The sequence below is a fragment of the Streptomyces sp. CB02366 genome (genome assembly GCF_001905905.1).
Classification (GTDB): domain Bacteria; phylum Actinomycetota; class Actinomycetes; order Streptomycetales; family Streptomycetaceae; genus Streptomyces.
Genome location: NZ_LIVT01000005.1, coordinates 43,825 through 57,962, shown reverse-complemented (window position 1 = coordinate 57,962; position 14,138 = coordinate 43,825). Strand labels below are relative to the sequence as shown.

Sequence of the window (14,138 nt, the reverse complement as noted above, 5' to 3'; positions counted from 1 at the left end):
CGGTACCTCTCGGGTCGGCGGACGGACGGGGGCTCGCCGGGGCGTCGTCGTGGCCGGGCCGGACGGGGCGCGGTCGCGACGACGGGCCCGCGGCGCCGGCGTCAGCTCGTGGGTTTCGGCAGGCCGGGCGGGTTGATCTCCGACTTCTCCACGGCCTCGCCGCTCAGCCCCCAGCGCTTGAGGACCTCGCCGTACGAGCCGTTCCGGATGATGTGGTCGATCGCGGCGGCGTACGCCTCCACCAGGCCGCTGTCCTTCTTGGTGGTGGCGGCGATCTTCCCCTGGAGGTCCCCGCCGGCCCCGGAGAGCTGCCCGACGATCTCGGACTGGCCCGCCGTGGCGACGTGGTAGGCGGCGTTGGGGGTGGGGCCGAGGTGGGCGTCGACGCGGCCGGACCGGAGGGCCAGGTAGTAGTCGGTCTCCTTCTGGAAGTACTTGATGTCCACCGGCTCGCGCCCGGCCCTGGCGTTCTCCTCGCTCCACTCGACGAGGATCTTCTCCTGGTTGGTCCCGGAGGAGACCGAGATGGTCTTACCCGCGACGTCGGCGGGGCCCTTCACCTTCCAGCCGGAGCCCTTCTCCGCCTCGAAGGCGATGTTGTCGAGCCGGTAGGTGGCGAAGTCGTACTTCTCCTTGCGCTCCTCGGTCACCGTCACGTTGGACAGGACGGCGTCGAACTTGGAGCTGTCCAGACCGACGAAGAGGTTCTCCCAGGAGACCTGCTCGAACTCCGGTTCCAGACCGAGGGTGTCGGCGACGAGGGTGGCGATGTCGATCTCGGAGCCGATCCGGGTCTTGTCGTCGGTGGCGTAGAAGGCGAGCGGCGGCGAGGCGTCGGCGCTGGATCCGATGCGCAGCGTGCCGCGCTCGCGGACCGCCTCGGGGACGAGAGCGGCGGCGGCAGCCGCCTTCTCGCCCCTGATGCGGTCCTGGTCGGGGCCGATGTGGATCCCGGTGTCCCGGCGGCCCTCGGGGGCGGCCGGGTCGGTGGCGGGGTCGGAGGCGCCGCAGGCGGCGAGCAGACCGGTGGCGGTGAGCACGGCGAGGGCGAGGGTGGTGCCGCGGCGGACGGACACGTACGGACTCCTTGGGGCGAGAAGCGGTTCAGAGGACCTTGGAGAGGAAGGCGCGGGTGCGTTCCTGGACGGGGTGGTCGAGGACGGCGGCGGGCGGGCCCTGTTCGACGATGCGGCCCTCGTCCATGAAGACGACGGTGTCGGCGACCTCGCGGGCGAAGCCGATCTCGTGGGTGACGACGATCATCGTGGTGCCGCTGCGGGCGAGGTCCTTGATGACGTCGAGTACCTCCCCGACGAGTTCGGGGTCGAGGGCGGACGTCGGCTCGTCGAAGAGCAGCAGCCGGGGTTCCAGGGCCAGGGCGCGGGCGATGGCGACGCGCTGCTGCTGGCCGCCGGAGAGCCGGCCGGGGTAGGCCGCCGCCTTGTCCAGGAGGCCGACCCGCTCCAGCAGCTCCTCCGCTGCCGCGACGGCTTCCTTGCGGGGGCGGCGCAGCGCCGAGACCGGCGCCTCGACGATGTTCTCCAGGACGGTGAGGTGCGGGAAGAGATGGAAGTTCTGGAAGACGAACCCGATCTTCGTGCGCCGGCGCAGCACCTCGCGTTCGCGCAGCTCGTAGAGCTTGTTCCCCTCCCTGCGGTAGCCGACCGGGGAGCCGTCCACGCTGATCCAGCCCCGGTCGGCCTTCTCCAGGTGGTTGATGGTGCGCAGCAGGGTGGACTTGCCGGATCCGGAGGGGCCGATGACGACGGCCACCTCGCCGGGACGGACTGTCAGGTCGACCCCGCGCAGCACCTCCAGGGAACCGAACTTCTTGTGCACGGAGCGGATGTCGACCATGGCGTCGCCGGGTGCGCTCATCGCACGGCCCCCTTTGCGTAGTGGCGTTCGACGTAGTGCTGGAGGACGGAGAGCGCGGTGGTGAGCAGGACGTACCAGACGGTGGCGACCATCAGCAGGGGAACCACCCGGCCGTTGCGGCCGTAGACCACCTGTACCTGGTAGAAGAGTTCGCCGATCGCCATGACGGAGACGATCGAGGTGCCCTTGAACAGCGAGATGATCTCGTTGGCGGCGTTGGGCAGGATGGAGCGCATGGCCTGCGGGAGGACGATCCGCCGCAGCTGCCGGAGCCGGGGGATGCCGAGGGCGGCCGCCGCCTCCAGCTGGCCGTGGTCCACGGCCAGTACGCCGCCGCGCACGATCTCCGCCGCGTACGCCGCCTGGTGCAGGGCGAGTCCGAGGACGGCCGCGCTGGTCGCGCCGACGAGGTTCATCGTGTCGAAGGCGAAGAAGCCCGGCCCGAACGGGATACCGAACGTCAACTCCTCGTAGAGATAAGCAAGGTTGAACCAGAACAGCAGTTGCACGATGAGCGGGATCGAGCGGAACGCCCAGATGTAGCCGTACGCGGCCGTCCGCAGGAACCTGCTCGCCGAGAGCCGGGCGAAGGCCAGGACGACGCCGAGAGCGAAGCCGATCGCCGTTCCGTAGAGGGTGAGCTGGAGGGTGAGCCAGACGGCCTGGAGAATGGTCGGCGCGGTGAAGAACCGGGCGAAGACGCCCCACTCCCAACCGGGGTTCGTGATCAGCCCGTTGAGGAACTGGGCCAGCAGGACGGCGGTGGCGGCGATGGCGGCCCAGCGCCACGGGTGGCGGACGGGGACGACGGTGAGCGCCTCGTGGTCGGCGCCGGGCCCGTCCGCCTTCGCGGTAGGCGGCCCGATGGGCGGTTCGGCGGGCGGGTCGACGGGTGGGCCGATGGGTGGATCGCTGGTCAGCGACATGAAGGGAGTCCTCGGGCGCGGAAGCGGTGGCTGTACGGAAGGGGGCGGTACGGGAGAGGGCCGGCCGGGCCGGTCAGGAGGCGCGGTCGGCGCGACAGGAGAGGTCGCGCAGGAACGTGAGCACGGCGCGCGCGGCGGCGTCGTTCTGCCGGAAGGCGGGGCCGCCGGTGCGGGGCCGGGTGAACGCGCCGCTGGCGCGGGCGGTGGTGAACGGGCCCAGCGCGAAACGGCGCGGATGCGGGCGGCCCTCCCGGTCCAGCACCCGGCTGTCGGCCGGGTCCACGGAGAGCAGCCCGGTGTCGGTGATCGCGGCCCCGTCGTCGCGCAGGGCGCGCAGCAGGGGGCTGGCGGTGTGCCGGAGCGAGGGGTCGGGCAGCCGGGCCTCGACCAGCGCGCGGGCCTCGGTGGACGCGCCGGGGACGGTGGTGCTCCGGGCCCGGAAGAGGCCCCGCTCCTCGTCGGTCTCCACGGTGAGCCCCGCGCCGAGGAAGCGGACGACGCCGGCCCGCGAGAGGGCCAGGAGCTGCCGGAGGCGGGGGCCGGGCGGGCCGGAGGCCAGATGGCTGAAGAACCCGTGCCACCGGGGGTCGGTGTCACCGAGCCGGACGAGCTGGGCGTAGGCGGAGAGCAGCCCGAGGAAGACGGCGAGGTCCTCGCTGTGCTCCGGGTCGTGTCGACGGGCCAGGTCGTCCGTGATGTACGCGCGCAGGGCTTCCTGGAGGGCGTCGGGCGAACCGTGGCGTACTCCGTCGAGCGGCCGGTCGAGCGCGTCGAGGTCGAGCCGGTCCGCGGGGTCGGGCACGGCCTCGGCGATGAGGCCGGCCAGCTCGGGGCTGCCGGGATCGGCGGCGGCGTACTTCTCGGCGAAGACCGCGTGGTCCAGGGCGGTGCGTTCGGGGCGGGAGGTGAACAGCCGGTGGTAGTGGGCGTGGCCCAGCTCCTTCACGACGACCGGCCAGACGTCGCTCCGGAAGTCGACCGGCCTCTTCCCGCGCAGCACCTTCTCGGCCCATTCGGGCCCCAGGAACCTCGGCAGGGGCGGGCGTTCGCCGGTCCAGGAGTAACCGATCTTCGCGTGGTAGGGAACCCCGCGCCGCGATCCGACGTACAGGACCGGCTCGCGGCCCGAGGGCACGTAGACCCCGCCCTCGTGGCGGCCGCCGCGCCCCTCGGTGAGCAGGACCATCAGGTCGATGAAGGCCAGCCCGAAGCCCCGGACGATGACCGGTTCGCCGGGGCGCAGGGCGTCGAGGTCGCTGTCGGCGGTGAAGTCGGGCGGCAGGTGCACCAGGCCGTGCCGCCGGGCGAAGTCGCCCAGCCGGGCGTGCTCCGGTTCCCGCTCGGCGTCGAGGTGGCCCACGGTCAGGACGACGAGGTCGGCCAGGAGCGGTTCGGCGCGGCCCTGGAGCCGGACGTGCTGGCGGGCGCCGCGCGGACCGCTGACGGCGAGGGCGGTGGTGCGGTGCTCGTGCACGGTGATGCCGGGCGGCAGGGCGGCCAGGGCGCGCCGGTAGGTCCAGCGCAGGTAGGCGCTCTGGAGCCGCCGGGTGGGGAAGTCGGTCCCGGTGAGGGCGTGTATCTCGGCGAGCACGGCGGGGTCCGCGTCCGGGGTGACGCGCCCCGCGCGGACGTCGTCGGCCCAGGCGTCCAGGGCCGGTCCCGGCACGACGGGGCCGGCCGGCTCCACCGTCTCGTCGGTGAACATGGTGACGTCCTCGGCCATGGAGTTCATCCACAGCAGCGGCGACTGGTCGGGGCGCCAGATCCGGCCGCCGCCCGGCGGGTAGGGGTCCACGAGATGGATGTCGAGAGGCGCGTCGCCGTACAGCTCACCGGCGCTGGCGGCGATGCGCTCGATGACGCCGGTGCCGCGCGGCCCTCCGCCGATCACCACGACGGCGGGTGCGGCGCTCATCGCGCACCCGCCGTGCCACGGGCGTAGTACCGCTCGACGTAGCGCTGGCCGATGCTCAGCACCGTGGTGACGGCCGCGTACCAGAGGGTGGCGACGAGGAGCAGCGGGATGACCTGGTAGGTGCGGTGGTAGACGAGCTGCACGGAGTAGAGCAGGTCCTGCACGGCGATGACGCTGACGATGGAGGTGCCCTTGAGCGTGCCGATCAGCATGTTCCCGGCCGGGGGGACGATGGAGCGCATCGCCTGCGGCAGCACGATGCGCCGGAACCGCCGCCAGGGGCCGAGGCCGAGGGACTGGGCGGCCTCCACCTGCCCGCGCTCGACGGAGAGGATGCCGCCGCGCACCACCTCGGCGGCGTACGCGGCCTCGTGCAGGGTCAGCCCGACGACGGCGACGGCGACCGGGCCCAGGAGGCTGACCGTGGAGACGCCGAGGATCTGCGGGTACAGGGCGCCGATGTTGAACCAGAACAGCAGCTGGACCAGGATCGGCGTGGACCGGAACAGCCAGATGTAACCCCAACTGACCGCCTGGAGAACCGGGTTGCCAGACAGCCGCAGCACGGCGAGGAGGGCGCCCAGCGCGAAGCCGAGCACCATGACCACGGCGGTGAGCCAGAGCGTGAGCCACAGTCCGCGCAGGACGGGCACGGTGGCGAAGTAGGAGAACACGACGTCCCACTGGAAGGCGTCGTTGCGGACGACCGAGTTCAGGACGAGGGCGAGCAGGACGAGGACGACGACGGCCGCCGCCCGACGGCCCGTCCTGCGTACCGGGACGATACGCGGCAGGGCTGCGGGCTCGTCCTCGGCCGGCGGCCGGGGAACGGCCGGCGACGGGGAGGAGGGCGGCGGGACGGTCTGCGGGGGCATGGGGAGCTCCGTGGAGGTTCAGCTCGAACACGGGGCGCGCCTTCACACCGGTAAACCACACGCGGACCGGGCCCCTCAGCGCCGGTCCGCCTCCGAGATAAGCGGCGTGCGCGGGGAGTTGTCAAGCCTGTCCACACTGTGAGCCGTACGTCGCACGCCGGTTGACGCGCACCCGGATGGCTGGTCCACTGAGCCCATGCATCCGCAGCAGTGGCTGGTCACCCGCTCCCACATCGACTTCGGTCGCGTGTGGTCCTCCTCCTGTTGAGCCGACCCCGCAGCTGTCCGGTTCCTCCCTGCTCACGCCGCTTCTCCTCCGGCGTTCGAGCCCCGTCTCCCGCGTGACTTCACCTCCACCACACCGCGTCACCCTCCCCTCGCCTTGCCTGCCCTGTCCTGCCGTTGCCCCGCCCTGCCGTCGCCCCGCCCTTCCTCGCCGATCCCTCTCTGCCTCCGGCCGACGCTCCACCGCTCCGCACGCCGCCGCGGCCCCGTGCCGTGCCGCCGCGCCGGAGAGGGTGGCCGGCCTCCCCCGACGAACCCGGAGAAGCACCGCCATGTCCCGATCCCGGCATACCGCCCTGTTCGCGTCCATCACCGTCGCCGCCCTGACGCTCACCGCCTGCGCCGAGCCGGCCGGCACGGGGGACGGCCGATCCGACGGGGCAGCCGCCGGAGCGAGGGTTCCGAAGACGGACGTGGTCTCGACGGTCCGCAAGGACGAGGCCGCCGCGCGACTGCTGCCCGCCCGGGTGCGCGAGGCGGGCACGCTGCGGATCGCCTCGTCCGTGGGCGCTCCGCCCAGCGCCTTCTACCGGGAGGACGGCTCCACGCCGGTCGGCGCCGACATCGACTTCGCTGATGCGGCGGCCCGGGTGCTCGGGGTGACGCTGGAGCGCGAGGTGGCGTCCTTCGAGGCGATCCTGCCGGCGCTCGGCAGCGGCAAGTACGACCTGGGCACCGGGAACTTCGGCGTCACCGACGAACGCCGCGGGACCATCGACTTCGTGACGTACGTCAACGACGGGCAGGGCTTCGCGGTCCGCGAGGACAGCACGCTCGAGGAGGTCACCGACCTCACGCAGCTGTGCGGTCTGAACGTGGCCACCGCGGCGGGCACCACCTTCGAGGTGACGCTCCAGGAGAACCGGTCCCGGTGCGCGGCGGCGGGCAGGAAGCCCTACCAGGTGAAGACCTACGCCGACCCGGCGGCCATCTGGATCTCGCTCCGGCAGAAGCGCAGCGATGTGGTGATGTCCACCATCAACGGGCTGCGGTACGCGGTGGCCCAGCAGGAGGGGCTGCGCTTCCTCAACGAGTTCAAACGGCTCGACGTGGGCTTCGCCTTCGAGAAGGGCACCCCGCTCGCCCCCGCCTTCCAGGCCGCGGTCAACCGGCTCAAGGCGGACGGGACCTATGACCGCATCCTGAAGAAGTGGGGTGTCACCGGGTCCGCGATCGAGACCTCGCGGATCTCGCCGCCCGAGCTGAAGTGATCCGGGCCCTGCCGGGCTCAGCAGTCGCAGCCGCAGGACTCTCCGCAACAGCAGCAGCCCTCGCCGCACTGGCCGCAGCAGTCGCACGCCTCGCAGCAGTCGCCGCAGTTGCTGCAGGGCGCCTCCCGCCGCTCCCGGCTCCAGGGGTCCTCGTAGCTTCCGCAGCACATCTGGCAGGTGCAGGCGAGACCGGCCCAGACCAGGCACCCGGCGATCAGCCCGCGCCGGTCGCGGGGCGGCTGCGGCGGGGGCGGCGGGGAGCCCGGGCCGCCGGGGGCGTACGGGTTGCCGGGCGGCGCCCCGTACGGATTGCCCGGCGGGGGCCCGAAGGAACCGTCCGGCGCCGGCAGTCCCGGGGCCTCCCGGTGGGAGCAGGAGGAGGCGCCGAACGCGCGGTCGACCGAGCGGCGCAGTTCGTGGGCGAGCAGGACGTGGACGAGCTTGCCGTCGGCGAACTCCGCCTCGCGGAGCGCGAGCCGTACGCCGTGCAGGGCGTCGTCGCAGAGCCGGCGCGCCTCGGCGAGCGGGGTGGCGGTGGCCGTCAACGGGTTCCAGGCGCCCGAGGCCGCGTCGGCCTCCCGGTCCTCGACGGCGTCCAGCAGGTGGGCGAGCCGCCCGAAGAGGCGGCCCGCCTCCGCGAGCGGCGCGGCGTTCTGCGGCTTCCCGGCGAGGACGGCGGTGTGCGCGAAGGCGGCGGCGGTGGCGGTCTCGGTGGGTTCGGTGACCGCCAGCAGCGGGGTGCCGGGGCCGGCGAGCGCCTCGACACCGGTCTGCCGGTCCACCGCGTCGACGAGGAGAGCGGTGTCGAAGCCCAGGGCCGCCCCGGTGCGCGCTCCCGCGCGGTCCCACCCGGCGGCCACCCGGCGCGCGGCGGCGGCGACCGGGCGACGGGCCAACAGGCCGTCCCGGTCGGCGACGTGGTCGCGGACCTTGGCCGAGGCGAGGACGAGCGAGACGGCGGCGGCGAGCCGCGCCCCCTCGCCCCGGGCCACCGGCGCGGTGCGCATGGCGCGCAATGGGCAGGGGCCCGCGGTGCGCCGCGCCCCGGGGGTCCGGCCGATCTGAGCCTCCGTCAGAACCGAGACGATCAGCCCGTCATAGTTCGTCACTATACGAGCGAATTGCCCGTGATCCGCCCTCAGGGCCAGGCAGAGACCGCAGAGATGGGCCGTCCACTCGGTCCTGAGCCCGTCGGTGAGCCGGTGGACGCAGGGCCTGACGATTCCGAACACGACGATCCCCCGTGAGCCGTTCAGCCGGTGCGCGACGCTCGCGCACCGAAGCGTCGTGCATCGTATCGAGCCATCCGTTCACCCGTCCGTCAGCAGGATCACCCGTACGGCCCGAAGCGTCATATTTTCTTTTCGCAACCCCCTTGAGCTAGGACGAACCCTGACGAACCGCCACATCATCTGCACCAGTCGCGTCACGAATCGCCTGCGAGCCGACTATCTACTTGGCGCGGTATCCGCATCATGGACGACCATAGGGATACGAAAGAGATGCGGAACACGACAGAACCGCGGTGAGAGGAGGCGTCCATGGGATCGGTGCGCAAGGCGAGTGCCTGGCTGGGCCTCGTGGAGGACCACGACGAGCGGTACTACGACGACGAGTACAACGACGGTCCGGAGACCGGCACGGGCGGCCACGCCTGGGTCACCGACCCCCGGGTGCAGGTGGCCACCGAGGCGGCCGAGGAGCGGGACCGCCGGATCGCGACGGTGACGCCGGACAGCTTCCGGGACGCGCGGGCCATCGGGGAGCTGTTCCGGGACGGCGTCCCGGTGATCGTCAACCTCACGGCCATGGACCCCGCCGACGCCAAGCGCGTGGTGGACTTCGCCGCCGGGCTGATCTTCGGTCTGCGCGGCTCGATCGACCGGGTGGCCACCCGGGTCTTCCTGCTCTCCCCCGCCGACACCCAGGTGGTGGCGGGCGAAGCCGCCGGCCGGAAGGCCGACGGCTTCTTCAACCAGAGCTGAGCGGGGCGCTCGCCGGGGACGGATCCGGTCACCGCGGCCGGCCGGCGTGCGCGGTCCGGCGCACCTCCGTCACCGGAAGGCGTCGAGGCCGGTGAGCGCCTTGCCCAGGACCAACTGGTGCATCTCCACGGTCCCCTCGTAGGTGAGCACCGACTCCAGGTTCGTGGCGTGCCGCATCACCGGGTACTCCAGCGAGATCCCGTTGGCCCCGAGGATCGTGCGCGCGGTGCGGCAGATCTCGATCGCCTCCCGCACGTTGTTGAGCTTGCCGAAACTGACCTGCTCCGGCCGCAGGGCGCCCGCGTCCATCCGGCGGCCCAGGTGGTGGGCGAGCAGGATGCCCTTGTGCAGTTCCAGGGCCATGTCCGCCAGTTTGGCCTGGGTGAGCTGGAAGCCGCCGATCGGCCGGCCGAACTGCTCCCGGCCCCGCGCGTAGTCGAGGGCCGACGCGAAGCTGGCGCGTGCCGCGCCCATGGCCCCCCAGACGATGCCGTAGCGGGCGTGGCTCAGACAGCTCAGCGGACCGCGCAGCCCCTTCGCCTCCGGGAGCACCGCGTCGGCCGGCAGCCGCACCTCGTCCATGACCAGCTCGCTGGTGACCGAGGCGCGCAGCGACCACTTGTGCCGGATCTCCGGGGCGGAGAACCCGGCGGCGTCGGTCGGCACGACGAACCCCCGGACACCCCGGCCGTCCTCGCCCTCGTCGGTCTGCGCCCAGACGACGGCGACTCCGGCCACCGAGCCGTTGGTGATCCACATCTTGCGGCCGGTGAGCACCCAGTCCTCGCCGTCGCGCCTGGCGTACGTCCGCATCCCGGCCGGGTCCGAGCCGTGGTCGGGCTCGGTCAGACCGAAGCAGCCGATGGTCTCGCCGGCCGCCATCCCGGGCAGCCACCGCCGCTTCTGCTCCTCGGAGCCGTAGCGGTGGATCGCGTACATCGCGAGCGACCCCTGTACGGAGACCAGCGAGCGGATACCGGAGTCGGCGGCCTCTAGTTCCAGGCAGGCCAGCCCGTACTGGACGGCGCTCGCCCCGGCGCAGCCGTACCCGTCGAGGGACATGCCGAGCGCGCCCAGCGCGCCGAGCTCGCGGGCCAGCTCCCGGATGCCGGGCAGTTCGCCCTTCTCGTACCACTCGGCGATGTGCGGCAGGACGCGGTCGGCGGCCCAGGCGCGGACGGTGTCGCGGATCGCGAGGTCGTCGGGGCCGAGCAGGTCGTCGATGCCGAGGGGGTCCGCGGGGTCGAACGGCGGGAGCTTCGACCGCTTCGCGGACTCGGTGCTGGACATGGGGGCGCCTCCGGCGGCTCGCACGGTGCTCGGAGGGGCCGGGAGAGTCCCGCCCTCCGAAAACTAGCAGTGGTAGTCGGGCGTCGTGCTGACGTTACGGCTCAGTGTGCCGCTCGTCCAGAGCCGGTCGCCTCGGCCGGCTCGCGCCGGGCGGGCGCCACCGGGCGCGGGACCGGCCGGTCGGGTCCGAGCGCCCGGACCGCTCCGGGAGCCCGGCGTTTGGACGGCGCGGCCCCGGCGCCCTCGGCCGGGGACGCGGCGGCCCCGGCGCGCGGCGGGGCCGCCTCCCGCGCCGGGCAGTCCATGGCCCGGGGCAGCCGCAGCGCGGCCAGCGCCCCGAGCAGCAGCAGTCCGGCGCTGACCAGGAGGGTGATGTGGAGGCCCTCGACGAAGGCGTGCCGGGCGGTGGAGCGCAGCAGGTCGCCCATCGGTCCGCCCAGGTGCGCGGCCACCTGGTACGCCTCGCCCAGCGAGTGGGAGGCCGCCGCCCCGGCGTGGGCGGGGACGCCCTTCTCGTGCAGGGAGGCGAGGCCGGGAGCGTACGCGGCGTTCATGACGCTGCCGAGCAGGGCGATGCCGAGGCCCGCGCCCAGTTGGTACGAGGTCTCGCCGATCGCCGCCGCGCCGCCCGCCCGTTCCGGCGGGGCGTCGCTCAGCATCGACTCGTACGCCCCGAAGAGCGTGGTCTGCAGACCGAAGCCGAGCAGGATGAAACCGCAGGTCAGCAGGGCGGGCCGATCGTGCTGTCCCATCGAGGTGAGCAGCAGCACCGAGGCGGCGGTGAGCACGAAGCCCCAGCCGACCATCCGGCGGGGCCCGAGGCGGCGCAGGGTGTACGAGCCGGTGGCACCCGCCGCCATGGCCGCGAAGGTCAGCGGCAGCAGCCGCAGGCCGGTCTCCAGCGGACCGAGCCCCAGCACCAGTTGGAGGTACTGGACGGCGATCAGCTGGAGGCCGACCAGCGCCAGCATGGCGAGCACGATGCAGCCGACGGCGGTGGAGAAGGCGGGACGGGCGAACATCGTCAGGTCGATCAGCGGGTGCGCGCGGCGCTTCTGCCGCCTTACGAAGAGGATCAGGAGCGCCGCTCCGAGGACCGAGGGGATCAGCGCTCCGGGGTCTAGGAGGCCCGCGCCCGCGCCCAGCCGTTTGACGCCCAGGACGACGCCGAGCACACCGGCGGCGGCCGTCAGCGCCCCCAGCACGTCCCACGGGCCGTCGCCGCCGCCGCGCGACTCGGGCAGCAGCCAGCAGCCCAGCGGCAGGATCACGGCCATCAGCGGGATGTTGATCAGGAAGACCGAGCCCCACCAGAAGTGCTCGACCAGGAAACCGCCGACGACCGGACCGGTGGCCGCGCCGATCGCCGCCACCGCGGTCCACACCCCGATGGCGAGCGCCCGCTCCCGGCGGTCGGGGAAGACCTGGCGGACGATCGACAGCGTGGCGGGCATGATCATCGCGCCGCCGACGCCCAGCAGGGCGCGGGCCGCTATCAGCACGGCGGGCGAGTGGGCCGACGCGGCGAGGGCGGAGGCGACGCCGAACAGCACGTAGCCCAGGAGCAGCACGCGCCGTCTGCCGACCCGGTCACCCAGCGTGCCGAAGAGGATGAGGAGCGAGGCGCAGACGAGGGGGTAGGCGTCGACGATCCACAGGAGGGCCGGTCCGCTCGGGCGGAGGTCCTCGGTGAGGGAGGGGACGGCGACGTGGAGCACGGTCGCGTCCAGCGCGACGACCAGCAGGCTGAGGCAGAGGACCACGAGGACGACCCAGCGGTCGGCGCCGTCGGCGGCCCGGCGCAGCCGGCTCACGGCCGTGGTCGTCCCGGTCATCTGCGTACCTCCCGATGAGTCCTCGCGCTCGGCGGACCGGCGGCGACGCGGGGCGCGCGTCCCTCGGGCCCGGCATCGACGGGCGAGTGAAGCGTCAGCGTACGCGAGTTCGGTGAGGTCACACGTGGTCCACGTCATACCCCGGCCCGCCGCACAGTGTGGCGTACGCCATTCCGGGTCCGGACGGGGGCTCCCTTGCCGGCCCGCCCGCGGCCCGCTTCCGGAGGGGGGCGGGCGGCGGGGGCGCGGGCGCCGCCGCGACCGGACGCACCTCCCCCGAATGGCGGTATCAATTGCCGGGGATTTGGATGCGGCCCTATTTCCGAGAGGTCAAACACGTCGGCGGACGAACGGACGGACAATCGGTCGGACCATGGGGCCAAGATCACGGAGTTTCTTCTCCGGCCCCGGAAAAGACCTCGTTTCGAGACGAAGTCCACATCACATCGTCATCACAAAGCGGCCGGTTCGGCCTGCTCCCACACTCACTCGCTGTAACGTCGATTGGGTGCGTACCGACATCTTTGCCCGGCTGGACCGGGAGCCGGAACCGCCGAAGATAGAGGCGCCGCGGATGAGCCGTCACCGCATCGCCCTCTTCGGCGGGACGCTGGCGTTCTACGTCGCCATCGTCTGGGCGGTGCTGATCACGTCCTGGCTGGTGGCTCTGGACTGGAAGGTCATGCTGTTCCGGCCCTACCAGCAGTGGCCGGAGCTGCACGCCTTCCTCGACTACTACGTCGTGCTCGGCCAGCGCGGCCCCACGGCGGTGATGGTCGCCTGCTGGCTGGGCTGGCGCTCCTGGCGTCAGCACACCCTCCGGCCGCTGCTGGTCCTCGGCACGTCCCTGCTGCTGCTCAATGTGACGGTGGGCGCGGTCAAGCTGGGGCTCGGACGGCTCGGTCCGCACTACGCGACGCAGATCGGCTCGGCCGAGATGTTCGCCGGCGGCGATATATTTCCCTCCGGGCACACCGCGAACGCCGTCGTGACCTGGGGAATCCTCGCCTACCTGGCCACCACGCCACGCGCCAGACGCTATCTGTCCGCCGTGTCCGCGACGGTCTCGCTGGGCGTGGGGCTGACCACGGTCTACATCGGTACGCACTGGCTCAGCGACGTCCTGCTGGGCTGGGCGGCCGGGCTGCTGATCCTGCTGGCGCTGCCGTGGTTCGAGCCGCTCATCGCCCGGACCGAGACCTGGATCTTCCAGATGCGCGAGCGGTGGCGGGAGCGGCGCGGCGGGGCCCGCCCGGCGCCGGCGGCCGATGCCGGACCGCAGCCGGTGCTGCTGCCGCAGTCGATGGCGGCCGACGGCCTCGCCGCCGAAACCGCGGCGAGCGCCCCGCCCGCTCCGGCGCTGTCCGCCGGACCGGCGGGGGCGGGCGTCCGGGCGCGGGCCCACACCGGGCACCCCGCACGGCCGGGCGGTATGCCGGTGGCCCCGGCGGGCGTCCGGCGCCCGCCGCCGCACGCGGAGCGGGGCCCGCGCGCGGGCAGTCCGGCGCGCCCGGTGGCCGGGGGCTGATCCCGCCCCTCCGGCCGCGCCGGAGGTCCCGGCCCTCCTCGTACACGTCCCGGACATGCCGATGGCCCCGACCGAGGTCGGGGCCATCGGCATGTCCGGACCGGGCGGTCAGCCCACCCAGCAGCGCGTCACGGCGCCGTCCTCGACCTGGAAGTTGATGCGGCCCTGCCGGAACTCCATGGTGAGGAACGTGCCCGGCGGGACCGCCCGGACCGTGTCCCAGCCGCGGCTCCTGGCCTGCCGTTCGGCGGCGTCGGCGGCGAGGCCGACGTATGCGCCGGTGTCGTCGTCCGGCTGTGCGGGAGGGGTCGGTAGAGATGCCATGCCTTCACCGTAGGCGGCCCCGGACCGTGACGGAAGGCCGGGCCGGGCCGAGCCGCCGTCGCGTCTCCCCGTACCGTGGCGGTCAC

At 73.1% G+C, this 14,138-nt stretch carries 12 protein-coding genes; 3 read left to right on the top strand and 9 right to left on the bottom strand.

All coding sequences use genetic code 11. The annotated features are described in order from the left end of the window. Positions 1-101 precede the first annotated feature (101 nt). The 5 genes from AMK24_RS17250 to AMK24_RS17230 all read right to left on the bottom strand — a co-directional run bounded on the left by AMK24_RS17250 (position 102) and on the right by AMK24_RS17230 (position 5,594). On the bottom strand, positions 102-1,076 hold the full coding sequence (locus AMK24_RS17250) for an ABC transporter substrate-binding protein (RefSeq protein ID WP_073769663.1): 975 nt from the start codon (positions 1,074-1,076) through the stop codon (positions 102-104). 28 nt (positions 1,077-1,104) lie between these two features. Then, positions 1,105-1,857 carry an amino acid ABC transporter ATP-binding protein gene (locus AMK24_RS17245; protein ID WP_199876452.1) on the bottom strand — a complete coding sequence of 251 codons (753 nt, stop codon included), beginning with the start codon at positions 1,855-1,857 and terminating at the stop codon, positions 1,105-1,107. 17 nt (positions 1,858-1,874) lie between these two features. Continuing rightward, positions 1,875-2,804: an amino acid ABC transporter permease gene (locus tag AMK24_RS17240; protein ID WP_073769661.1), complete on the bottom strand. Its 930-nt coding sequence runs from the start codon at positions 2,802-2,804 to the stop codon at positions 1,875-1,877. Positions 2,805-2,877: 73 nt separating this feature from the next. Then, positions 2,878-4,719, bottom strand: a complete 1,842-nt coding sequence (locus AMK24_RS17235) for an FAD/NAD(P)-binding protein (RefSeq protein WP_073769660.1) — start codon at positions 4,717-4,719, stop codon at positions 2,878-2,880. Further along, a complete protein-coding gene (locus AMK24_RS17230; protein ID WP_073769659.1) occupies positions 4,716-5,594 on the bottom strand; it encodes an amino acid ABC transporter permease in 879 nt (292 codons plus the stop codon). The genes AMK24_RS17235 and AMK24_RS17230 overlap by 4 nt, the downstream gene beginning before the upstream one ends. Before the next feature lie 557 nt (positions 5,595-6,151). Between AMK24_RS17230 and AMK24_RS17225 the strand changes: the two genes are divergently transcribed. After that, positions 6,152-7,090, top strand: coding sequence for an ABC transporter substrate-binding protein (locus tag AMK24_RS17225; protein ID WP_073769658.1), 939 nt, complete (start codon positions 6,152-6,154; stop codon positions 7,088-7,090). 17 nt (positions 7,091-7,107) lie between these two features. Here the strand turns inward: AMK24_RS17225 and AMK24_RS17220 are convergent, their stop codons facing one another. Beyond that, positions 7,108-8,322 (bottom strand): DUF5685 family protein, encoded by a 1,215-nt coding sequence (locus AMK24_RS17220; RefSeq protein ID WP_199876446.1) that lies wholly within the window; start codon positions 8,320-8,322, stop codon positions 7,108-7,110. A gap of 309 nt (positions 8,323-8,631) precedes the next feature. Here AMK24_RS17220 and AMK24_RS17215 point away from each other — a divergent pair, with 309 nt between their 5' ends. After that, positions 8,632-9,075, top strand: a complete 444-nt coding sequence (locus tag AMK24_RS17215) for a cell division protein SepF (protein WP_073769656.1) — start codon at positions 8,632-8,634, stop codon at positions 9,073-9,075. 69 nt (positions 9,076-9,144) lie between these two features. Here AMK24_RS17215 and AMK24_RS17210 read toward each other — a convergent pair whose 3' ends face one another. Both AMK24_RS17210 and AMK24_RS17205 read right to left on the bottom strand, forming a co-directional pair. After that, positions 9,145-10,365, bottom strand: coding sequence for an acyl-CoA dehydrogenase family protein (locus AMK24_RS17210; RefSeq protein ID WP_073769655.1), 1,221 nt, complete (start codon positions 10,363-10,365; stop codon positions 9,145-9,147). Between the two features lie 101 nt (positions 10,366-10,466). Next, a complete protein-coding gene (locus AMK24_RS17205; RefSeq protein ID WP_073769654.1) occupies positions 10,467-12,200 on the bottom strand; it encodes an MFS transporter in 1,734 nt (577 codons plus the stop codon). Between the two features lie 508 nt (positions 12,201-12,708). Between AMK24_RS17205 and AMK24_RS17200 the strand changes: the two genes are divergently transcribed. Further along, positions 12,709-13,728, top strand: a complete 1,020-nt coding sequence (locus AMK24_RS17200) for a phosphatase PAP2 family protein (RefSeq protein ID WP_073769653.1) — start codon at positions 12,709-12,711, stop codon at positions 13,726-13,728. Between the two features lie 108 nt (positions 13,729-13,836). Here the strand turns inward: AMK24_RS17200 and AMK24_RS17195 are convergent, their stop codons facing one another. Next, the gene (locus AMK24_RS17195) at positions 13,837-14,052 is read right to left on the bottom strand and encodes an I78 family peptidase inhibitor (RefSeq protein ID WP_073769652.1); all 216 of its coding nucleotides are present in this window, start codon (positions 14,050-14,052) and stop codon (positions 13,837-13,839) included. Positions 14,053-14,138 lie beyond the last annotated feature (86 nt).

Coding starts and splice junctions, on each gene's coding strand:
- AMK24_RS17245 (WP_199876452.1), bottom strand. CDS start 1,857: ATGGTCGACATCCGCTCCGTGCACAAGAAGTTCGGTTCCCTGGAGGTG.
- AMK24_RS17240 (WP_073769661.1), bottom strand. CDS start 2,804: ATGTCGCTGACCAGCGATCCACCCATCGGCCCACCCGTCGACCCGCCC.
- AMK24_RS17235 (WP_073769660.1), bottom strand. CDS start 4,719: ATGAGCGCCGCACCCGCCGTCGTGGTGATCGGCGGAGGGCCGCGCGGC.
- AMK24_RS17230 (WP_073769659.1), bottom strand. CDS start 5,594: ATGCCCCCGCAGACCGTCCCGCCGCCCTCCTCCCCGTCGCCGGCCGTT.
- AMK24_RS17225 (WP_073769658.1), top strand. CDS start 6,152: ATGTCCCGATCCCGGCATACCGCCCTGTTCGCGTCCATCACCGTCGCC.
- AMK24_RS17215 (WP_073769656.1), top strand. CDS start 8,632: ATGGGATCGGTGCGCAAGGCGAGTGCCTGGCTGGGCCTCGTGGAGGAC.
- AMK24_RS17210 (WP_073769655.1), bottom strand. CDS start 10,365: ATGTCCAGCACCGAGTCCGCGAAGCGGTCGAAGCTCCCGCCGTTCGAC.
- AMK24_RS17205 (WP_073769654.1), bottom strand. CDS start 12,200: ATGACCGGGACGACCACGGCCGTGAGCCGGCTGCGCCGGGCCGCCGAC.
- AMK24_RS17195 (WP_073769652.1), bottom strand. CDS start 14,052: ATGGCATCTCTACCGACCCCTCCCGCACAGCCGGACGACGACACCGGC.